Source organism: uncultured Psychrosphaera sp. (assembly GCF_947500655.1).
Classification (GTDB): domain Bacteria; phylum Pseudomonadota; class Gammaproteobacteria; order Enterobacterales; family Alteromonadaceae; genus Psychrosphaera.
On the sequence record NZ_CANMSK010000005.1, the window covers coordinates 31,885 to 54,462 of the forward strand.

Genomic DNA, 22,578 nt, shown 5'->3' on the forward strand with positions numbered 1-22,578 from the left:
TATAATTTCATCTGCACGACATAATTCTATTTTATCTTAAGTTGGCTTAACTTTAGAAGTTAAATTCGACCACTTGTCTAAAAATCTTGTTCAATCCAAATAGAATCGGTGTAATGTTCGTATTGTAAGATAAATTGTTTCTCTTCTTTGCGATAACGAACTTGATGTCGGTCCATTCCAAGATCTTGAGCGATTAAGATTACGCCTTCATTTTTTAAAAATAAATCCACAAATTGCTCAAATTCATCCCAATCTGGTTTTGGGTCAACGCAAACTCTAATTATGTCGTTGTCATTGATAAGTTGATATTTAAAATCGGGTTTCATACTTACTACTTTTTACCTCTGATGGTCTGGACCAAATAAACATAAATACTAACAATACAGGCGAAATAATTACTGATGTGACTAGCCTGCTTGCATTCATAAAGTAGAATGAGATCGTTAACATAATAATTACACTAAATGTGGCGGTGAGTTTAGCTTTAAACAAATTTCCTTATAATTGATCAATCAGCTAGAAAAATAATATTATGCTAGCATTGCCAAACTATATCAAAAATAATATTGAGTGCAGAATGGATTTAAACAATTTAGTCCAACAAATCGATTCTCTTGAGTCAGAACCACCATTTGAGTTATGGAACCCACCTAACTGTGGCAATATTGATATGGTAATTAAATCCGACGGTACGTGGTGGTATATGGGCACGCCAATCAATAGAATGAAGTTAGTTAAACTGTTTGCTAATGTTTTGATCAAAGAAAACTCAAAGTATTTTTTAAAAACCCCCGCCGAAAAAATTGGCATAACAGTAGAAGATGCTCCATTTGTTATTATTGATTGGCAAACAATCTCAACAAACAATGGTGATGCGATAGAAGTCACATCTAACCTTGGTCACAAAGCTATTGTGTCAGAGCAACACCCTATTACGGTAAATACATCAAACCCAGAACAACCTAAGCTCTATGTTCAGCTGCATAGAGGTTTAACCGCTAAAGTACATAGAAATGTATATTACCAATGGATAAACATCAGCCAAGAAAAGGTAATAGACGGCCTAACGCATTTAGGAATTACCAGCGCTAAACACTTTTACTCGCTTGGCGTAAGCGAGTAGTTACCCTCACCTTCACTTCTTGATGTAATTTACAGAGCTCTAATATCAAAAAACCGAGCATCAGCTCGGTTTTTAATAGCAAGTTTACTACAGAGTAAAACTACTTATACATGCCTAATTTCTTTTCTAAATAATGGATGTTAGTTCCACCATTTTGGAAATGCTCATCAGCCATAATTTTTTGCTGTAGAGGAATGTTAGTTTTAATTCCTTCAATCAGCAATTCATTAAGAGCATGTTCCATACGTTTGATAGCTATACCTCGGTTTTCACCATAAGTAATAAGCTTACCAACCATAGAGTCATAGTTAGGCGGAACTTTATAGTTTGTATAAATATGTGAATCCCAACGAACCCCTAATCCACCAGGTGAATGGAAACGTGTAATTTCCCCTGCACATGGAATAAATGTTTCTGAGTCTTCAGCATTAATTCGACACTCAATAGCATGTCCGCGAATAACAATATCATCTTGTGTAAGAGATAAAGGCTGACCAGCAGCAACACGAAGCTGTTCTTTAATCAAATCAACACCAGTTACCATTTCAGTTACTGGATGTTCAACCTGAATACGTGTATTCATTTCAATGAAATAGAACTCGCCATTTTCGTATAAAAATTCAAATGTACCCGCACCGCGGTAACCAATTTCAACACAAGCTCTTACACAACGATCGCCAATATACTTACGTAAATCAGCAGTAATACCCGGAGCTGGAGCTTCTTCAACTACTTTTTGATGACGACGTTGCATAGAGCAATCACGTTCACCTAAGTGAATCGCATTGCCTTGACCGTCGGCTAATACTTGAACTTCAATATGACGAGGGTTTTCAAGGAATTTTTCCATGTAAACCACATCATTATTAAATGCCGCGCCTGCTTCTTGTTTAGTAAGTGCAATTGAATCAATTAATTCAGCTTCACTTCTAACAACTCGCATACCACGACCACCACCGCCACCTGCAGCTTTAACGATTAGTGGATAACCAATACGTTTAGCGATAGATTTATTTACTTCAGGATCATCACCAAGTTCGCCATCAGAACCAGGAACACAAGGTACTCCTGCTTTTTTCATGGCTTCAATAGCAGAGACTTTATCGCCCATTAAACGAATGGTATCGCCAGTAGGACCAATAAAAATCAAACCACTTTTTTCAACTTGGTCGGCAAAATCAGCATTTTCCGCTAAAAATCCGTAACCCGGGTGAATCGCAACAGCATCAGTTACTTCTGCAGCTGCAATAATACGTGGAATATTTAAATAACTTTCTTGAGCTGAGGCTTTACCAATACAAATGGTTTCATCAGCTAACAATACATGTTTAAGATTTCTATCAACCACTGAATGAACAGCAACTGTTTTAATCCCTAATTCTTTACATGCGCGCAAAATACGAAGTGCAATTTCACCTCGGTTTGCAATAACGACTTTATCTATCATGTGATGCCCCTATTTATTCAATTATGAATAAAGGTTGATCAAATTCTACTGGGTCTTCGTTTTCAACAAGAATAGCTTTAATAACACCAGCTTTGTCAGATTCGATTTGGTTCATCATTTTCATTGCTTCAATGATACATAACACATCACCAACTTTAACCGTTTGGCCTACTTCAGCAAATGCAGGAGTAGAAGGTGAAGATGCTCGGTAGAAACTACCAACCATTGGAGATTTAACTTGGTGACCAGTTGGTTCAACTGAAACCGCTGCAACTGGAGCAGTCGCCGCAGGTGCTGCTGGAGCTGGAGCTGCAAGAGGAGCTGCTGCAATTTGCGTTGCTTGCATAATTGGAGCAGGTGCTGCTGCAGAGATACGTATTGACTCTTCGCCTTCAGTGATTTCAATCTCACCAACGCCAGATTCAATAACCATATCAACTAATGTTCTAATTTTACGAATATCCATACTTTAATACCTACTTATTAAAAGCTAATTGTTAAATACTACTTCGACACATGCTCGATGGCATGCATTAAAGCATAACGATAACCATTGGTTCCAAGTCCACAAATCACACCCTGAGCAATATCAGATAAAAATGATTTATGACGAAAATCTTCTCTAGCGTGAACATTTGAAATATGCACTTCAATAAAGGGAATATTTACCCCTAATAAAGCATCTCGTAGTGCCACGCTTGTATGAGTAAAAGCGGCAGGGTTAAATAAAATAAAATCTACTTTCCCCATAGCTTGGTGAATAACATCTATCAACTCAGCTTCTGAATTAGACTGTGTATGTGTTAGTTGGACACCGCTAGCTGAAGCTTGGGCGGTTAACTCATCAACCAATTGGTCTAAAGATTGAGCCCCATAAATTTCTGGCTCTCTTTTGCCTAGTAAATTTAAATTTGGTCCATTTAACAATAAAACACTGTTATTTGTAGTCATTCACCCACCTTCTGTTCTTATCATGCATTTCTTTTTGACATTTTGTCGTTCTAATCAAATTACGAGTAAAAAACAAGAATGTAAAGAAATTAAGCATGTATTATAGAGAAATCAATGCAATTAGCAGCAAAATACTGGTCTAATGACACAAAACTCGAGTCGAGACCATTAAACATAAGGGGTGAACGAAAATCCATCGCTAATATAAAGTAGATTTTAGTCATGAATATTAGTTTTAAAATTGATTTAGTACGATGAATAACAAATTCATGCCTTATCATTTTAAGTGAAATTTTGATAAACCATGATTTTTGAGCTTTAACCAAAAAAGGTATTAGTTAGAAGAGAGTTGTTAAAGGTAAAGCCACTTGATTTTTAGTAACTCAACCTTTAGTTAGGGCCGTGGTTATTTTTATAAATGAACTAGTTACTCACTAAAGCAAGATGCTTAGAAAATTCTTTCGCATTCATAAATCCAGTTACTCGGTTATTAGTTAATTCACCTTTGTTTGGGTCAAAAAACATAATTGTTGGCAAACCTAAAATATTATATTGCTCTAATAATTCAATATCCTTATCCGTGTTACCTGTCATATCAACTTGCAGCAAAACAAGCGAGGCCATTTGCTGTTTTACGGTTTTATCAGAAAAGGTATATGCTTCAAACTCTTTACAAGCCACGCACCAGTCAGCATAAAAGTCTAACATCACTGTTTTACTATCTGCTTTGGCATTCTCAACTTGCTGCTGAATATCTTGCAGAGTAACCACTTTAATAAACTCGCCAGTGTGACTTGCCGCAGGCTGCTGAACACTCGAATTATTACCAAGTGATAACCAAGGTTTAGCAACCAAAGCAAAACCAGTTAACAATATGGTTAAAGATAACAACCAGAAAATACTCTTAACTTTAGCGCTCGTATTAGATAGATACTGAAAACGTAAATACGTAGCCAATATCAGTAACAAGACCCCCGCTAACTGCAATACAATAGATACATCAATAATACGTTCTAATAAAATAAGTGGAATAGACAATAAAATAAATCCAAAGATCACTTTTACCATATCCATCCAAGCACCGGCTTTTGGTAATAACTTACCTCCAGATGCGCCTATAACTAACAAAGGTAATCCCATACCTAAACTCAATACATACAAGGTAACAAAGCCAATTAACATATCGCCTGTTTGAGCTACGTATAACAGAGCGCCTGTTAATGGCGCCGTAGTACAAGGAGACGCGATAAGACCGCTTAATAAGCCCATAGCAAATACACCAAACACATTGCCTGATTTTTGCTTGTTACTCACTTCAGTTAGTTTTGAGGTCCAAGACGCTGGCAGCTGTAAATTAATCCAACCAAACATTGCACAGGCTAAAAGCACAAAAATAATACTAGTGACAATCAATACTGATGGATGTTGTAAATACGCTTGAAATTGTACGCCCATACTAGCAACAACTAAGCCTAATAACGAATAAGTCAGCGCCATACCTTGTACATAGATAAAGGCTAGATACAGGCCTTTTTTAATGGTTAAGTTTTTTTGTCCGGCAATAATGCCTGACAAAATAGGAAACATTGGGAACACACAAGGAGTAAAGGCTAGACCAACACCTAAACCGAAAAATATTAATAAGCTAAAAAGTAAACTACCACTGTTTAAGGTATCGGCAAGTTGATTTTGCTGTGAGCTGTTTGCGCTAACTTTTTCAGTGTTATCAACCATTGCAGTTGCGTTTTCATCAACCAGATCAAGTTCCACTGTCTTAGTTACTGGGTTGTAACATAAACCAGCATTAGCACAGCCTTGGTAACGAACTTTGATTAAAGCCCCTTCGGTAATATCAGTTAACTCAAGTTCAACTTTAGCTTCAAAAAAGTACACGTCAGTTGCGCCAAAATAATCGTCAACTATTTGAGTGCCCTTTCCTTTAGTTGTTTTTGTTATGACCGCGTTTTCTACCGCAAACTTAAACTTGTCAGTGTACAAGTAATAATCATCTGCAATTATCCAAGATAAAGTTAGTTTTGAACCCTTTTGTTCAAAATTAAACATAAAAGCATCATCCACTTCTAAAAAGCTAGGTTGGGAAGAAGATGAGAAAATATCTTTTAGTGGGTCATTATCTAACGCGCTTGCTGGAGTAGAAAGCACAGATGCGAATATGAGTGTGATTGATAATATTAAAGGAGTTAACTGGTTTGCCAAAGTTCGAAACATCATCATTCGCCTTGTTGTAAATTATTATCCATCCAAGAAAGGTATTCCGAACTGCCGTTGGATATATCAAGCTCTATCAATTCTGGAACATCATAGGGATGGTTGGTTTTTATATAAGACTCTACTTTTGGCCAATTACTTTCATTGGTTTTAATAAATAATTGAGATTCTGCTGATTGCTCAATATTATTTTGCCATTTATAAATAGAGATAATAGTGGGTAAAATATTAACACAAGCGGCTATTTCAAGCTTAACTAACCCTTCTGCAATAGAGTGTGCAGAGGTTAAATCGGGGCAAGTTGTTAAAATTAATTTGTATGTCATTTAGGTTCATTTACGTTTAGTTACAAAGCGCGTGAATTACTTTACTTGATAACGGGATACATGTCCCATATAAATAGAGTTACGTTAACAAATTGTGAATTTATTATGCCCTTATTTTTAATCTTAATCGTCGTGCCTTTAATTGAATTAATGTTACTTATTCAAGTAGGTGGCATGATTGGTATAGGCTGGACATTTGTTCTTATTATCGCAACTGCTTTTATCGGCGCTAAATTAGTTAGACAACAAGGTTTACAAACTTGGAGCAATATCCAACAAGAAATGGCTCAAGGGCAATTGCCTGCTCAGTCATTGTTTGATGGAATTTGTATTCTGATATCTGGTGTTATGTTAATTACTCCAGGTTTGATTACTGACGTGATTGGACTTTTGCTAATGATCCCAGCATTTAGAGCTGCTTCTTATCGCCAGTTTGGCAGCAAAATCAAATTTAAAGCAGCCGCATCTGCTCATTTTCAGCAATCTCAATCTCAAAGCCATTCAACGTTTGAAGGCGAGTTTACTGAAAAGACAGACACGGAACACAGGATCACTGAAGATAAATCATCAACGCTAGATGGTGAATTTGAGCGTAAAGACTAAATCTTTTATGAGGCTATAAGTAACTTACTTAGCTTATAGCCTTAAACATCCAACTTAAAAAATAACATTCAAATTAATATACGGACCATGGATCATATCTTGACGAGCGTAATTTATAGTCCAACCATCGTTTAAGTCATCGTCGTCATCTGTATTTTTATTTATATATTCATACTGTAATTTATACCCGGCAAGCACTGACATACCTAAACCTCTTAATGACTTAATCCGTCTTTGCCAAATATAACCTACATCTAAAGTACCGTTAAATTCAATCGTCGTTTTACCATTAATATCACCATCTCTAGTGCCAATGGCATCGAACAACGTATCTTTATCTGTGTGTAAACGAACACCACCTAACCCAACTTCGCCACTAATATACCAACGATTATAATCAGTTTCATAGCGGTTACCGTACCAGCCTTCGTCGTAACCAAGTACCATACCGAGTTTTGATAATCTAAAGTTTTCATCAAAAGCAGCACCAGCAAAATTTCCGTTTTCATTAACAAAACCAACCATGCTAGGTGAGTCATAATTGGAATGATAACCCCCCCAATACATGCCCTTTTCAGACATAACTAACACTTTATAAGAGACACGTTTACTTTCAAATTCATATTGTGACTCAGGTTCATTACCTATTTGATAACTGGCAATACCACCAGCATTCAGTGAGCCGTACACTAATCTTAAGGTGCTAGCTCCAGAAAAAAGCCCGTGATAGTCATATTGTACAACGTACTCTTTTACCACCTCTTGAATTAAGTCATTATCTATTGCGTGGTTAACTTTCTCTTTAGCTTTGTTTTGCAGTAAGCTCACGGCTAATTGACTGTCCCCCCAACGTCCTTGCATGTAATATGAGGTTAATACATTGGTATTCATATCATATTCAGTTTTAGCTTTTAGCTGATCATTGACAGAAACATCTTGGCTAACGGACCAAGATGATGGTTGAAAACCAGCGCCAAACATAAATTCGATATAACTGGCATTAGCAAATTCATGCTGTTTGTAACTCATTTTATTTAATTCACTGTTAGAATAAGTGAACTGTTGACGATCTCCGGTTGAGCTATTTAAGGCGCTAAATATAACTTTTCCGTTGTTCATCTCAACATTGGGGTTAAATCCATAATTATGTAATTCACTTGAATTTATTTTTCCGCTACTAACATTATCAAATGACATAAAGTTATAGGCAACAAGTCCTTTGTTGTATGGATTTATCCACTCATAAACAGCTGCAGAGTACTTTCCATCACCTCTGGAGTTAACGGCTAAGATATTACTAAAGTCACTGTTTTTATGTAGATTCGTTTGGGTTTTGAACCAGTTGGAGTTCTTACGTTTAATATTATTCAAATCTGTCACATATAAAGAATATGTAGATTCAAGCTCATCAGCATTTTCAAACTCTGGCTCATCTTTACTTATATAAGCTAAATTAATTACACCACCTTTGTAATGATCAACTACAGCCGCTTCCACGTTTTGTAACAAAGGATATTTTGCATCTCGCCTACCAGAAAATTTACCTAGAACGTTTACTGAATTACGATCAATACAAACTAACTCACCTACTACAGAAATATCTCGGTCTAATCCTCGGCATATTTCTGTTGTACTAAATCGCTTTCTATTTTTTGAATTGTGCAGATAGTAATACGTCACAGTCCTCTTATTTTGCTTCACAGGTAAAGATATGAGCGCCCACTCTATGCTGTTATAGCTTGATGAAAGTTTTAATGATGCTTTGTGATTATAACGAAAGCTCTTATTACCAACGGTTAAGGTTTGGGAACAATTTTTACTACAGTCTTTGTGCGCCTTTTTTAAGGTAACACTAGCAGCGCTATAGTTAGATATTGTTAATAATACTGCGGCGGTTAATATAGGAATCCAATACTTCAAAATCATTCCTTTTAGAGGTTTTCCTTTATGGTTTTAGTCATTAGATAATAATGTGCTCACCTATGGCAAGATTTTTTATTTTTTGACTTGGAATCTATGTAATCACCCCCACTATATCAACAACTAATTAAATGCCCTTGAGCATAAAAAAAACAACCCTAAATCTGGAGATTATGATAAATGACTATTCGTCCTCTACATGACCGTTTAATTGTTAAACGTAATGAACAAGAAACTAAATCAGCAGGCGGAATCGTATTAACAGGTTCAGCAGCAGAAAAATCAACTCGCGGCGAAGTAATCGCTGTAGGTAATGGTCGCATTTTAGAAAACGGTGACGTGAGAGCGTTAGACGTTAAAGTTGGTGACACAGTTATATTTAGTGAAGGTTACGGCGTTAAAACTGAGAAATTAGACGGTGAAGAAGTATTGATCATGTCAGAATCTGACATCTTAGCAATCGTAGAATAATACGACTTAATCTAATTATTTAACTAGCTAAAATAAGTAACAAACAAAGAATTATTAGGAATAAAATATCATGGCAGCTAAAGACGTAAAATTTGGTAACGACGCACGCATTAAAATGCTAGCCGGCGTAAACGTACTTGCAGACGCAGTAAAAGTAACATTAGGTCCAAAAGGCCGTAACGTAGTTTTAGATAAATCATTTGGTGGTCCATCAATCACTAAAGATGGTGTTTCTGTTGCAAAAGAAATCGAACTTGCTGACAAGTTTGAAAACATGGGCGCTCAAATGGTTAAAGAAGTTGCTTCTAAAGCCAATGACGCAGCTGGCGACGGAACAACAACGGCAACGGTACTTGCGCAAGCAATCATCAGCGAAGGTATTAAAGCCGTAGCCGCAGACATGAACCCAATGGACTTAAAACGCGGTATCGACAAAGCGGTTAAAGCAGCAATTGAAGAATTAAAAGAGTTATCTGTACCTTGTTCAGACAGCACAGCAATTGCTCAAGTAGGTACTATTTCTGCAAATTCAGACACTGAAATTGGCGGCATCATTGCAAAAGCAATGGAAAAAGTTGGCAAAGAAGGCGTTATCACTGTTGAAGAAGGTCAATCTTTAGAAACTGAACTTGACGTTGTTGAAGGTATGCAGTTTGACCGTGGTTACTTATCTCCATACTTTATGACTAACCAAGAAAATGGCTCTGTAGAATTAGACAGCCCATTCATCTTATTAGTAGACAAAAAAATCTCTAACATTCGTGAATTACTACCAACATTAGAAGGCGTTGCTAAGTCTGGTAAACCTCTTTTAATTATTGCTGAAGATCTTGAAGGCGAAGCGTTAGCAACTCTAGTTGTAAATAACATGCGCGGTATTGTTAAAGTTGCAGCGGTTAAAGCTCCTGGTTTTGGTGACCGTCGTAAAGCAATGTTACAAGACATCGCTGTATTAACTGGTGGTACTGTAATTTCTGAAGAAATCGGTATGGAACTAGAAAAAGCACAACTTGAAGACCTAGGTACTGCAAAACGTGTTGTGATCACTAAAGACGATACAACAATTATCGACGGTGCTGGCGAACAAGAAGGCATTGACGGCCGCGTTTCTCAAATCAAAGCTCAAATTGAAGAGTCTACTTCTGATTACGACAAAGAAAAACTACAAGAACGTTTAGCTAAACTTTCTGGTGGTGTTGCTGTAATTAAAGTTGGCGCATCAACTGAAATGGAAATGAAAGAGAAAAAAGACCGTGTTGACGACGCACTTCACGCTACTCGCGCAGCGGTAGAAGAAGGTATTGTTGCCGGTGGTGGTACTGCACTTGTTCGTGTTGCAGCTAAATTAGCTGGTTTAAAAGGTGATAACGAAGACCAAACTCACGGTATTAAAATTGCCCTACGCGCAATGGAAGCACCTCTTCGTCAAATCGCTTTCAACTCAGGTGATGAAGCATCAGTTGTTGTAAATAAAGTAAAAGAGCTTACTGCTAACTTTGGTTATAACGCAGCAAACAGCACATACGTTGATTTAGTGAAAGAAGGTATTCTTGACCCAACTAAAGTAACTCGTAGTGCGTTACAGTTCGCGGCATCAGTTGCTGGTCTTATGATCACAACAGAAGCGATGATCACTGACGCTCCACAAGACTCAGCACCAGCTATGCCAGACATGGGTGGAATGGGCGGCATGGGTGGAATGGGCGGCATGATGTAAGTCGAAAGACACATCACACCGTTTCATAGAAACTCATTAAGTTTCAAATGATAAAACAAAGCCCGAACAGTAATGTTTGGGCTTTTTTTTGGATGCGTTTTTCAAAGTTTTTACAATACCCTAAAGCTTCTATTAATGGGTGAGCATATTTCTTACGTTTTTTGTATTAATTATGCTTCTAAAATTCTAATAGAAATCGCTGCCGCAGACGTTCGATTATCAACGCCAAGTTTTTTATAAACTTGCTCTAAATGCTTGTTTACTGTTCTTGGGCTCATTTCCAAAATTTGAGCTATTTCCCAACTGGTTTTTCCGTTTGAGACCCAATAAAGTACTTCTGATTCACGTTTGGTAATAGGGAGTTTATCTTTTAAATCTTCTGCAGTTTTAGCTAATTTGTTTTCAATAATACGTAGCAAAAACAGCTCTTCTTGTTCTCGTTCAAAAATGATTTCAACCGGTTCTGAAAAACAGTGTAATTTAAGGTTGATAGAAGTGTCATCTTTCAACCATGTACTGATGTGGTTGGATAATGTTAACCAAGGTGTTTCGTCTTTCTTCGCGACGTCTTCAATCATTTCATGAACATGAGGTGTTGCCCAGGACAACCGACCTTTGTCATTTACACAAAATACATTTTTCCCTGCGTAATCGAGTGCGTCTTGTGCACTCAGTGCCATTTTAGCTGCTTGAACATGAGTTTTAATGCGTGCGATAACTTCATCCGGCGAAATAGGTTTTGTTACATAGTCAGTACCACCCGCTTCAAAGCCTTTGACTACATTTTCTACATCCGTTAAGCCCGTCATGAAAATAATAGGTACGTGTGGCAAATTTTGCTTAAGTCGTTTACAAGTTTCAAATCCGTCCATTTCAGGCATTATGGCATCAAGTAAAATAACATCAGGTTCAACCTTTTCAGAAATAGCGATTGCTTGTAAACCATTTAGCGCAACTAAAGCAGTATACCCTTGAAGGTTTAATGCTACATTCAACATCCCAAGTGACTCTGGAGAGTCATCTACCACTAATACGACATCGCCCATTTTATTCTTCATTGTTTGGCTCTTTTAGTTCGCTTAATTCATTTAAGTATTGGATGATTTTTGGAAAGTTACACTGCTCAAGATAACTTGCTAATTGAGATCGCACATCGTCAGGACATTGGTAATGCTCACATATTTCAGCAAGTTTATCGTTAAAACCGGACAAATAGCCTATTTCGGCAAGAGCAATAAGTTCATGATATTGCTCTGAACTGATATATTTTTTGTTAGTTTCTTGGTTGGATGAAACAGATTTTTTCGCTAACTTTTTAACTGAACTGATTTCCTTATATTGCCACTCAAGCTTTAATAACTGCCCTATTTTCCCTAATAGCGTATCTAAATTTACAGGCTTAGCAAGGTAGTCATTATGATGCCCTTCTGCTTGTAAATTATATTCGGCATCACGGGCATTGGCTGAAACCATCAATACAGGCATTATCATGTTTTGTGCTCGTATTTTTTTTACCATTTCCCAGCCATTCATTATGGGCATACGTACATCAAGTAGTACTAATGAGATAGTTGAATTTGATAAATGCTTAAAACCCTCTTCAGTATCTTCAGCCGTTAAAACAACGAACCCAAGTGGTGTAAGTAAATCAGACATTAAACGACGTTGGTTAGGATCGTCATCAACAACCAGAATTTTTTTAGTTTCGCCTTTATAGGATACTGCTTTTGTTTTAGCGTATTCAGGTTCGCTGGGGGCTTCACGTAATTTTGACAGCATTAATTTAAACGTGAAGGTGGACCCCTGTCCTATATTACTTTTTAAAGTAATATCGCCTCCCAACAATTCAGCTAATGATCGCGATATTGTTAAGCCCAAACCTGTTCCGCTAATAGCACGAGTGTGGTTGTTTCTTACTTGTTCGAACGGTTTAAATACTAATTCTTGGTCGTCTTGTGAAATACCAACACCAGTATCTGTAATCGTAAATATAGCAACCTCGCTGCGGTAATTCACTTCCAATGTCACCGACCCAGTTTCAGTGTACTTAATCGCATTCGATATCAGGTTAATGATAATTTGACGAAGTCTTTGTTTGTCGGTTGAAACAAACTCCGGCACGCGTCGATCTATAATAAAGTTGAATAAAAGTCCTTTCTGGCTGGCCTGCATTTCAAACATTTCTACCAGCTGTTGAAGTATTTTTCGTAAATTGAAGTTATCACGTTGTAAATTTACTTTCCCAGCTTCAATTTTAGATATTTCTAATAAACCTTCAATTAAATCAGCTAAGTGATCACCGTTACGTTTTACAATTGAAAGGGTTTCTCGCTGCCTTTTTGGTAACTCTTCGTCTTGACTGAGTAACTGAGCGTAACCTAATAACACGTTTAATGGTGTTCGCAATTCATGGCTTAAACCTGCTAAATAGCGACTTTTGGCTTGATTGGCCGACTCGGCAATATCTTTGGCGTTTTGTAATGCTACCGATGTTTTTTCATGAGCTTCAATTTCTTGTGCGAGCGCAGATGTTTGTGAACGAAGCTCCTTTAATGCCAAACGATTGCCGCTTCGCGCAAGAATAAATAGCCAACTGACAATACCAATAATAATGAACAACAAGAAAAATATTTTAATAAGTGTGCTGGAAAATACTTGTTTCACATCGGTGCTATCAAGAGGCACTTGCAAGTAAATGAGGTAAAGGATACCAGCGCCAATAAAACTAAGCCCTAACGTTACAGATAAAAACTGTATAAAAGGAGATGTAAGTTTATTAAGCAATTGGGTAGTTAAGAATCGATTGAAAAAGTGATGTGACTGCTGAGCAATGGTAGAACCTGGGCGGCATTTATCACCACAACGTACATCCAAACTACAGCATAAAGAACATATAGAGTTATTATAAGCAGGGCAATGTGTCATATCCTCAGCGTCAAAATCGTTTTCACATATATAGCAGGTTGAAAACTGAGTAATGGTTATCTCGTTGTTCGATGAGAGGTAAAATTTACCTTTGGTTAAATATCCAATCAAAGGCACTGTTATAAAAGGAAGTAAACATGCAATGTATGAAGCCAAGGCATTAATGGTTTCACCATACCAGCCTAAATGTGCGGTAAATCCAACAATGGAGGCTATAAGCATTGAGCCAACACCAACAGGGTTAATGTCAGGTAGATGTGAGCGTTTGAATTCAATATGTTTTGGGCTGATCCCTAGCGGTTTGTTGATAACTAAATCTGCAACCACAGAACTTAACCATGCAAGTACTAGTACAGAATATACCGAAAGCATGCTTTCAATGGTTTGGTAAATACCTAACTCCATTAAAAGTAAGGCAATCGCGACATTAAAAAACATCCACATAACACGGCCTGGATGATTATGCGTGACACGTGAAAAAAAGTTAGACCATGCCAAAGACCCCGCATAAGCGTTAGCCACGTTAATTTTCATTTGTGAAATAACAACAAAGGTGCAAGCGACCATAACCACGGTTTTAGGATCATCGAAAACATAGCCAAAAGCCATTTGGTACATGTGTGCAGGGTCGCCAGCCAATTCAGGTGCTACACCATTCTGTATGGCTAAATACGCCAAAAAAGACCCTAGAAATAATTTTAATGCACCAAATAAAATCCATCCTGGGCCTGCCAATATCAATGCTACCCACCACTTCGTTGAATTCTGTTCAGTTTTTTCAGGCAAAAAACGTAAAAAGTCGACCTGTTCACCTATTTGAGCAACCAGTGATAGTAACACCGCAGAAGCAGCTCCAAACAATAACAAATTAAAGCTTTCACCTGACTCACCCGCTTTACCTGTAAAAGCAACCCAGTCATTCAATTGACTGTCGGGATGTGTAAAAACAAAATAAAGTGGAATAAGTTGAAGAACGATCCAAAAAGGCTGACTCCAAACCTGAAAACGACTGATATAAGCAATACCGTGAGTGACAAGTGGTAAAACGATTACCGCGCTAATGATATAGGCAACAGCAAGCGGAATATCGAATAAAATTTGTAACGCCATTGACATAATGGCCGCTTCAAGTGCGAAAAATATAAAGGTAAAAGACGCATAAATGAGAGAGGCTATTGTTGATCCAATATAGCCAAACCCCGCCCCTCGGCTAAGTAAGTCTATATCAACACCGTATTTGGCTGCGTAATAACTGATCGGTAATCCGGTTAAAAAAATCACAATCATTACGGATAATATTGCCCACGCCGCATTTTCAAAACCAAAATTTAGAGTAATGGCTCCGCCAATCGCCTCAAGCACCAAAAATGAAACAATACCTAGCGCAGTTCCTGACAGTTTGCTTAATGAAGTTAACCGAGCACGTTTTGCCGTATAACGCAGGGCAAAGTCCTCCATCATTTCGTTAGCGACAAATTTATTATAGGTACGGCGTGTCGACAATATTTTTTGGTTGGATCGCATGAAGTACTTTTCTTTTTACAGAGTGAAAATACAACTTTCTGAATTAACCCATTTAGTGAGCAAGTTAATTAGAAAACCAAGATTTTAAAAAATGATCATTACAGTTTACTTAGAATATTTCATGGTGACTATGCGTAGTTTTACGTAGTTAGTTGCGCGCTTTTACGCATTCTTTTCGTTGACAGAAAAAGTGATACTAACCCCAGTTATAAATAGTCTTGCATTTTAGAGTTATCAATAAAAAAAGATAACCAAACATATTTACACTCTCTAATCATTTGGATACTTGAACATGAAATTACTAACTAAATTTACGCCTATTGCTGCAACATTGCTAGTTTCTTTAGGTGCACATGCAGAAGAATCAAAACTTAGCGTAAGCGGTTTTATTGATATGTCTACTGTCTACACAAGCACTGATGATGACTCGTCATCTGTAATGGGAGTTGACCAAGTAGAAATTGACTTTGGCTACAAAGTTGATGACAAGTTATCAACGACTCTTGAAGTTGAATACCAAGAAAACGGTGTTGATGTTGAGCAAGCATTTTTAAGCTACGCCGTATCTGACGCGGTAAGCCTGAAAGCTGGTCGTTTCCTAAGTTACTCTGGCTTTGAAGCGGAAGAGCCAACAGGTTTGTACCAATATTCAGGTACAGGCTATGCACCATTATTTTACGGTTACTACCAGCAAGGTGTTTCAGCATCTTACTCTGGTTCAAATTACACATTAGCTATTTCCGTTGTAAATGATTTAGCAGGGCCAACCGCTACCGATACAAGCATACCAGGTATCGAGACAATGGTTGCACTTATGCCAACTGACGAAATAACTGTTAAAGGCTTCTATTCAGTGGAAGGCGATAAAAGCTTTATCAACCTTTGGTCAAGCTACTCAAAAGGCGCTTTAACACTAGGTGCTGAATTTAACTCAGCATCAGACAGTGAAACAGATACAGATTCAACGGGTTACTTAGCAATGGTTAACTACGCATTTGATGAAAAAATTGGCGTAACGCTTCGTTACCACGCATACGAAACTGAAGTAGCAGATATAACAACCACTGATAACAGCGGTATCACCCTCGCACCTAGTTACACGGTAAGCGACAACGTATTAATCGTTGCTGAATACCGCATGGACGACATGGGCGGTGCTGACAAAAACACATTCGCTTTAGAAGCATTGGTAACATTCTAATCTTTTTATAACCAGACTTAATGAATAGAGCCTAATTGCTTACGCTTTAGGTAACAAAGCTTTGTTTGTAACACTTAATCACCAAGGACAATATAATGAAATTTAAAAAACTGTTAATCGCGAGTTCAATTGTTGCGAGTAGCTTAATCACTAACATCGCATCAGCAGCAGACACTATAAAAGTAGGTGTTTTGCATTCACTTTCAGGCACCATGGCTATTTCTGAAACCACATTAAAAGATACTGTTTTAATGATGATTGAAGAGCAAAACGCTAAAGGTGGCTTATTAGGTAAAAAGCTTGAACCTGTAGTGGTTGATCCTGCGTCAAACTGGCCATTATTTGCTGAAAAAACACGTGAGCTTTTAGCGAAAGAAAAAGTAGATGTTATTTTCGGCTGTTGGACATCAGTATCACGTAAATCTGCATTGCCAGTACTTGAAGAATTAAACGGCTTATTATTCTACCCAGTACAGTACGAAGGTGAGGAGTCATCTAAAAACGTATTCTACACAGGTGCTGCGCCAAACCAACAAGCTATTCCCGCAGTTGATTATTTAATGAATGATATAGGAGCTACCCGTTGGGTACTAGCGGGAACAGATTACGTTTACCCACGTACAACAAACAAAGTATTAAAAGCGTACTTGAAAGCGAAAGGTGTTAAAGACGAAGACATCATGATCAACTACACACCATTTGGTCATTCTGACTGGCAGGGTATTGTAGCTGAAATTAAAAAATTTGGTTCAGCGGGTAAGAAAACTGCCGTTGTTTCAACGGTTAACGGCGATGCAAATATTCCATTCTACAAAGAATTAGGTAACCAAGGTATTTCTGCAGAAGATATTCCAGTTATTGCATTCTCAGTAGGTGAAGAAGAGCTTTCTGGTTTTGATACTAAACCACTTGTTGGTCATTTAGCGGCTTGGAACTACTTCCAAAGTGTTGAAACTGAAGAAAACGAAGAATTTATAGCTAATTGGAAAAAATTTATCGGCGATGATAAACGTGTAACTAATGATCCAATGGAGGCTACATATATTGGCTTCAAAATGTGGGCAAAAGCGGTTGAGAAAGTAGGCACTACTGACGTAAATGCTGTAGAGCAAGCACTAATTGGTGTTGCTGTTCCTAACTTAACTGGAGGTATTGCCGTCATGAACGCCAACCACCACTTATCTAAGCCAGTATTAATTGGTGAGATCCAAGAAGATGGTCAATTTGAAGTTGTTTGGGAAACTGCTGATACCGTTATTGGTGATGCGTGGTCAGACTTTTTAGAAAGCTCTAAAAACTTAATTTCAGATTGGACAGCACCAGTATCTTGCGGAAACTTCGATGTTAAAACTGCTAAATGCTCAGGTCAAAACTTCTAAGTCCTCTTGTAGGAATTATTGCTAAAAGCGCTATGGATAGCGCTCATGCAGCACTTAGAAGCTAAAATCTATTTTGTAAACTGATGGGAGGTGAAAGTCTCCCATATACTCAAAGTATTCTCTAGAGTTTAAATAGAATGTTTTGAGTATATGTTTAATACCAATTGCATTAAATATTCAGTGGTGCAATCGCAGAGAAAATCAATGTTATACCTAACTACAACCAAGAATTACAGATAACAAAGCAGTAATTGCTCGTTATCAGCTCATTCATATTCAACTAAGGGATACGCAACTATGCGATTATTATCCAAATTACTTTCAACATTACTCCCCATATTTGCAGTATGCCTATTGTCGTTTGGCTCTTTTGCTAACACGCCAACAGAAAGTCAGGATCAGCTAACTGAGTTAATGACGCAACTGCCTACAACCAAATTAAAGCAAATGCCGGCGTTAATCACTGCAATTGCAGAAACAAAAGCACCTGAGGTACGTTCAATATTTACCACCTTAATGAATGGTGATTTGTATTACGTAAAATCAGGTAAAACGATTGTTAAAGCGCAAAAGAACTTATCAAAAAATTATGACGTTTCTAACATACTCACCGGTGAATCACTGGGCGAAATGAAGAAGAATAAAATAAAGAAGATAAGAACCAACAACGCATTGCGTGGAAAAATGCGGGGCTTGTTAGCACAAATTGATTTAACTGATGCGAATGAAGACATACGCTTACAAGCGGTTAAGCAATTGCTTGATAAACCAAATACAGCGTCAATTACTGCATTAGCAACTTTAGTTAATACTGAAAAAGACGAAGATGTAAAAGAGTTAATGCACGTTGCTTTATCCGTAAACAGTTTAAAAACGGGGATGATTACCGAGCAACTTGGCGCTATTGAAAACTTAAAAGGTAGCTTAGAGCCATCTGTTAGAAATATGATGATAAAAAAACTTGACGATTTAACGCAACAACTTGCCCAACAAGGTACTGTCAAAACAGCTGATCAAGCAGCGCTTGCCAAGGCATTAACCTTAGCGATTGATAAAATTGACGAACGCCGTAATATTTTCGAGATCATTGAAAACTTATTTTTCGGTTTAAGTTTAGGCTCTGTATTTTTACTTGCCGCAATTGGTTTAACCATTACCTTCGGTGTAATGGGCGTAATCAATATGGCGCATGGCGAAATGATGATGCTAGGTGCTTATACCACTTACGTTATTCAGCAAGCATTCCCAGGATTAATTGAATATTCATTATTAATGGCAATACCAGCAGCATTTTTAGTGTCTGGTTTAGTTGGTGTACTTATAGAACGTGGTGTTATTCGTCATTTAAAAGGTCGTCCGCTTGAAACTTTATTAGCAACTTTTGGTATTAGTTTAATACTTCAGCAGCTAGTTCGTACGATCTTTTCACCACTTAACCGTCAAGTGTCATCTCCAGAATGGATGAGCGGCTCTCTTGAAATCAATCCAGTATTTGCACTGACCTATAACCGTTTATATATCATTATTTTCTCATTGATGGTGTTCTTTGCATTGATGCTTATTTTAAAGAAAACATCTTTAGGTTTGCATGTTCGAGCGGTATCGCAAGACAGAGACATGGCACGTGCATTAAGTATTAAAAGTAACTGGGTTGACGCCATCACATTCGGTTTAGGTTCTGGTATTGCAGGTGTGGCTGGTGTTGTTTTAAGTCAGTTAACAAACGTAGGACCTAACTTAGGCCAAGCCTATATTATCGACTCATTCTTAGTGGTTGTATTTGGCGGTGTAGGTAACTTATGGGGTACGTTGGTGGCGGCAATGTCGTTAGGTACAATCAACAAATTCTTAGAGCCGTTAACTGGTTCAGTATTAGCAAATATCATCGTATTAGTTGGCTTAGTGTTGTTTATTCAAAAACGACCTAAAGGGTTATTTCCACAAAAAGGGCGGTCAGCAGACTAATGAGCACTTTTATTCAATCGCCGTTTGGGCAAAAAATTCAAAAACTTAGTAGCTTACATTTTGTAATTGGCTGTTTATTAATTTCAACCTTGTACGCAACAGTATGTAATTTGGCCTTCACTGAAGGTTCATTCCTGCATGTGAGTGATTACACTATCAGCTTATTTGGTAAATATTTATGTTACGCATTATTAGCCTTAGCGGTTGATCTAGTGTGGGGGTATTGCGGTATTTTAAGCTTAGGTCACGGCGCATTTTTCGCGCTTGGCGGCTACGCAATGGGCATGTATTTAATGCGCCAAATTGGTGACCGTGGTGTTTACGGCAACCCAGATCTACCTGACTTTATGGTGTTTTTGAACTGGAGCGAAATGCCATGGTACTGGGCAGGCTCTGACAATATTTTGTGGATGGTGGCGATGGTATTCATCGGCCCAGGTTTATTAGCTTACGTATTTGGTAACTTAGCATTCCGTTCACGTGTAAGTGGTGTTTACCTTTCAATTATGACTCAAGCGGTAACCTATGCATTAATGCTAGCGTTCTTCCGTAACGAAATGGGTTTTGGTGGTAACAATGGTTTAACTGATTTTAAAGAAATATTCGGCTTGTCATTACAAAACCCAAGCACTAAGTTAGTCCTATTCGTGGCAACATCTGTTGCCTTATGTATTGGTTATATTATTAGCCATTATATTGTGAGCTCAAAAATGGGCCGTGTGGTAACCGCTATACGAGATGCTGAAAGCAGAACACGTTTTGTTGGCTTTAAAACTGAACATTACAAAGTATGGATATTCGTTGTATCAGCCATGTTAGCAGGAGTTGCAGGTGCGTTATATGTACCGCAGGTTGGTATTATCAACCCTGGTGAATTTTCTCCACTTAATTCTATTGAAATGGTTATTTGGGTAGCTATTGGAGGCAGAGGTACATTATACGGTGCAATTATTGGCGCAGTATTAGTAAGTTACGCAAAAACTCGTTTTACCGCAATTATGCCTGAAGCATGGTTGTTCGCACTGGGCGGTTTATTTGTACTTTCTACTTTGTTATTACCAAAAGGTATTGCCGGTATGTTGCCAGCAAGTTGGGCGAAAGGTTCAGAAAAAGAGAACGATGGTATTGAACCATCAGATAATTACGAGAATAAACGTTCAGAAAGTAATAATATTTCAAACCCGGCGGAGGCTAAATAATGGTTGTTGATAAAAAAGGCTCCCCGCTTTTAGCCGAACAGAACATAAAACCAGATACACGTCATGGCGTTATCTTATACGTTGAAGATGTGAGCGTAAGTTTCGATGGTTTCAAAGCATTAAATGATTTGAATTTATACATAAACGACGGTGAATTACGTTGTTTAATCGGTGCAAATGGCGCGGGTAAAACAACCTTAATGGATGTTATTACCGGTAAAACTCGCCCAGATTTTGGCAAGGTGAGTTTTGGTCAACAGGTTGACTTACTCCAATTAAGTGAATCAGAAATTGCACGTGCAGGTATTGGTCGTAAATTTCAACAGCCAACTGTTTTTGAAGAGTTAACCGTATTTGAAAATATCGAGTTAAGTTTGAAAGGCGATAAAGGCATTATCACCTCATTATTCCACAAGCTTTCTAGCGAACAAAAAGATCGAATTGCTGACGTTCTTCACACCATAGGTTTGGCCAAAGAATGTTATTACGCTGCGGGGCGTTTATCCCACGGTCAAAAACAATGGTTAGAAATTGGCATGTTACTCGCCGCTGAGCCCCGAGTTTTATTGGTTGATGAACCGGTAGCTGGTATGACGGCACAAGAAACTGAACGCACAGCTGAATTGTTAACTTCACTAGCGGGTGAGCATTCTGTCATTGTAGTAGAGCACGACATGGCATTTGTTCGGTCGATAGCGCGTAAAGTGACAGTGTTACATCAAGGTAGCGTGTTAGCAGAAGGCAGCATGTCAGAAATTCAAAGTAACCCTGATGTTATTCAGGTGTACCTTGGCGAAGATCAGGGTTAAGGCTAGAAATTAATATGATTGAATTAAAAGATGTAAATCAAAAATACGGCGGCACACAAATATTATGGGATTTAAATCTCAATATTAAAAAAGGCTCACGTACTTGTATTATGGGTCGTAACGGCGTAGGTAAAACTACGCTTTTAAAATCGATTATGGGCTTGCTTCCAATAAGCACAGGTTCGTTAGTGATTAACGACCAAGATATGGCAAAAAAGTCCGTGGAAACCCGTCCTGAAATTGGCGTGGGTTATGTACCACAAGGTCGTCATATTTTTCCACAACTTACCGTGGAAGAAAATTTAAAGCTTAGCCTTAACTGCAAACGCCAAACTAGCAAAGTTATTCCTGAGTACATTTATGAATTGTTTCCGGTATTAAAAGAAATGCTTCAGCGCCGTGGCGGTGATTTATCGGGTGGTCAGCAGCAACAATTAGCGATTGGCCGTGCCTTGGTACTCAACCCTGATATTCTGATCCTTGATGAGCCAAATGAAGGCATTCAGCCAAATATAGTTCAACTTATTCGTGACGTATTGTTAAAACTCAACAAAGAACACGGCATGACCATTGTTCTTGTTGAGCAAAAATTACCATTTGCTCGCGCAGTAGGCGAAGAGTTCCATTTAATGGAAAAAGGCAGTGTTATTGCATCAGGATCAATGGCTGAGTTAACAGATGAGTTAGTAGGTAAGTACCTGTCAGTTTAGAGATAACTGACTAAATAGACTTACACCAATTCGCATAAATAGTTGGTATTACTTCTGTATACGTCTTTTTTAGAGTGAG

At 37.9% G+C, this 22,578-nt stretch carries 19 protein-coding genes; 10 read left to right on the forward strand and 9 right to left on the reverse strand.

Going from position 1 to position 22,578, the window contains the following annotated elements:
- Nucleotides 1-77: 77 nt before the first annotated feature.
- The gene (locus Q0940_RS06155; RefSeq protein ID WP_299265643.1) at nucleotides 78-326 is read right to left on the reverse strand and encodes a DUF3630 family protein; all 249 of its coding nucleotides are present in this window, start codon (nucleotides 324-326) and stop codon (nucleotides 78-80) included.
- Nucleotides 327-577: 251 nt separating this feature from the next.
- Here Q0940_RS06155 and Q0940_RS06160 point away from each other — a divergent pair, with 251 nt between their 5' ends.
- A complete protein-coding gene (locus Q0940_RS06160; RefSeq protein WP_299265647.1) occupies nucleotides 578-1,123 on the forward strand; it encodes a DUF1285 domain-containing protein in 546 nt (181 codons plus the stop codon).
- Between the two features lie 100 nt (nucleotides 1,124-1,223).
- Here Q0940_RS06160 and accC read toward each other — a convergent pair whose 3' ends face one another.
- The 5 genes from accC to cutA form a co-directional block, all read right to left on the reverse strand.
- Entirely contained in the window at nucleotides 1,224-2,570 is a 1,347-nt protein-coding gene (gene accC, locus Q0940_RS06165; protein ID WP_299265650.1) for an acetyl-CoA carboxylase biotin carboxylase subunit, read from the reverse strand.
- 13 nt (nucleotides 2,571-2,583) lie between these two features.
- Entirely contained in the window at nucleotides 2,584-3,036 is a 453-nt protein-coding gene (accB, locus tag Q0940_RS06170) for an acetyl-CoA carboxylase biotin carboxyl carrier protein (protein WP_299265653.1), read from the reverse strand.
- Between the two features lie 38 nt (nucleotides 3,037-3,074).
- Entirely contained in the window at nucleotides 3,075-3,521 is a 447-nt protein-coding gene (gene aroQ, locus Q0940_RS06175; protein ID WP_299265656.1) for a type II 3-dehydroquinate dehydratase, read from the reverse strand.
- A gap of 423 nt (nucleotides 3,522-3,944) precedes the next feature.
- Nucleotides 3,945-5,756 carry a protein-disulfide reductase DsbD gene (locus Q0940_RS06180; protein ID WP_299265659.1) on the reverse strand — a complete coding sequence of 604 codons (1,812 nt, stop codon included), beginning with the start codon at nucleotides 5,754-5,756 and terminating at the stop codon, nucleotides 3,945-3,947.
- Nucleotides 5,753-6,076 carry a divalent-cation tolerance protein CutA gene (cutA, locus tag Q0940_RS06185; protein WP_299265663.1) on the reverse strand — a complete coding sequence of 108 codons (324 nt, stop codon included), beginning with the start codon at nucleotides 6,074-6,076 and terminating at the stop codon, nucleotides 5,753-5,755. The genes Q0940_RS06180 and cutA overlap by 4 nt, the downstream gene beginning before the upstream one ends.
- Nucleotides 6,077-6,181: 105 nt before the next feature.
- Between cutA and Q0940_RS06190 the strand changes: the two genes are divergently transcribed.
- The gene (locus tag Q0940_RS06190; protein ID WP_299265666.1) at nucleotides 6,182-6,679 is read left to right on the forward strand and encodes an FxsA family protein; all 498 of its coding nucleotides are present in this window, start codon (nucleotides 6,182-6,184) and stop codon (nucleotides 6,677-6,679) included.
- Between the two features lie 54 nt (nucleotides 6,680-6,733).
- Here the strand turns inward: Q0940_RS06190 and Q0940_RS06195 are convergent, their stop codons facing one another.
- A complete protein-coding gene (locus Q0940_RS06195) occupies nucleotides 6,734-8,599 on the reverse strand; it encodes a hypothetical protein (RefSeq protein WP_299265669.1) in 1,866 nt (621 codons plus the stop codon).
- Nucleotides 8,600-8,779: 180 nt separating this feature from the next.
- Between Q0940_RS06195 and Q0940_RS06200 the strand changes: the two genes are divergently transcribed.
- Both Q0940_RS06200 and groL read left to right on the forward strand, forming a co-directional pair.
- Nucleotides 8,780-9,070 carry a co-chaperone GroES gene (locus Q0940_RS06200; RefSeq protein WP_105051466.1) on the forward strand — a complete coding sequence of 97 codons (291 nt, stop codon included), beginning with the start codon at nucleotides 8,780-8,782 and terminating at the stop codon, nucleotides 9,068-9,070.
- Nucleotides 9,071-9,140: 70 nt separating this feature from the next.
- Nucleotides 9,141-10,787, forward strand: coding sequence for a chaperonin GroEL (gene groL, locus Q0940_RS06205; RefSeq protein ID WP_299265674.1), 1,647 nt, complete (start codon nucleotides 9,141-9,143; stop codon nucleotides 10,785-10,787).
- A 170-nt stretch (nucleotides 10,788-10,957) separates the two neighbouring features.
- Here groL and Q0940_RS06210 read toward each other — a convergent pair whose 3' ends face one another.
- Both Q0940_RS06210 and Q0940_RS06215 read right to left on the reverse strand, forming a co-directional pair.
- Entirely contained in the window at nucleotides 10,958-11,845 is an 888-nt protein-coding gene (locus tag Q0940_RS06210) for a response regulator (RefSeq protein ID WP_299265677.1), read from the reverse strand.
- A complete protein-coding gene (locus Q0940_RS06215) occupies nucleotides 11,835-15,236 on the reverse strand; it encodes an ATP-binding protein (RefSeq protein ID WP_299265680.1) in 3,402 nt (1,133 codons plus the stop codon). The genes Q0940_RS06210 and Q0940_RS06215 overlap by 11 nt, the downstream gene beginning before the upstream one ends.
- 292 nt (nucleotides 15,237-15,528) lie before the next feature.
- Between Q0940_RS06215 and Q0940_RS06220 the strand changes: the two genes are divergently transcribed.
- The 6 genes from Q0940_RS06220 to urtE all read left to right on the forward strand — a co-directional run bounded on the left by Q0940_RS06220 (nucleotide 15,529) and on the right by urtE (nucleotide 22,499).
- On the forward strand, nucleotides 15,529-16,437 hold the full coding sequence (locus Q0940_RS06220; RefSeq protein WP_299265683.1) for a porin: 909 nt from the start codon (nucleotides 15,529-15,531) through the stop codon (nucleotides 16,435-16,437).
- Between the two features lie 95 nt (nucleotides 16,438-16,532).
- Nucleotides 16,533-17,816, forward strand: coding sequence for an urea ABC transporter substrate-binding protein (gene urtA, locus Q0940_RS06225; protein ID WP_299265686.1), 1,284 nt, complete (start codon nucleotides 16,533-16,535; stop codon nucleotides 17,814-17,816).
- 297 nt (nucleotides 17,817-18,113) lie between these two features.
- Nucleotides 18,114-19,781: an urea ABC transporter permease subunit UrtB gene (gene urtB, locus Q0940_RS06230; RefSeq protein WP_299265688.1), complete on the forward strand. Its 1,668-nt coding sequence runs from the start codon at nucleotides 18,114-18,116 to the stop codon at nucleotides 19,779-19,781.
- On the forward strand, nucleotides 19,781-20,980 hold the full coding sequence (urtC, locus tag Q0940_RS06235; protein ID WP_299265694.1) for an urea ABC transporter permease subunit UrtC: 1,200 nt from the start codon (nucleotides 19,781-19,783) through the stop codon (nucleotides 20,978-20,980). The genes urtB and urtC overlap by 1 nt, the downstream gene beginning before the upstream one ends.
- Nucleotides 20,980-21,789, forward strand: coding sequence for an urea ABC transporter ATP-binding protein UrtD (gene urtD / locus Q0940_RS06240; protein ID WP_299265697.1), 810 nt, complete (start codon nucleotides 20,980-20,982; stop codon nucleotides 21,787-21,789). The genes urtC and urtD overlap by 1 nt, the downstream gene beginning before the upstream one ends.
- Nucleotides 21,790-21,803: 14 nt before the next feature.
- On the forward strand, nucleotides 21,804-22,499 hold the full coding sequence (urtE, locus tag Q0940_RS06245) for an urea ABC transporter ATP-binding subunit UrtE (protein ID WP_299265700.1): 696 nt from the start codon (nucleotides 21,804-21,806) through the stop codon (nucleotides 22,497-22,499).
- Nucleotides 22,500-22,578: the final 79 nt, after the last annotated feature.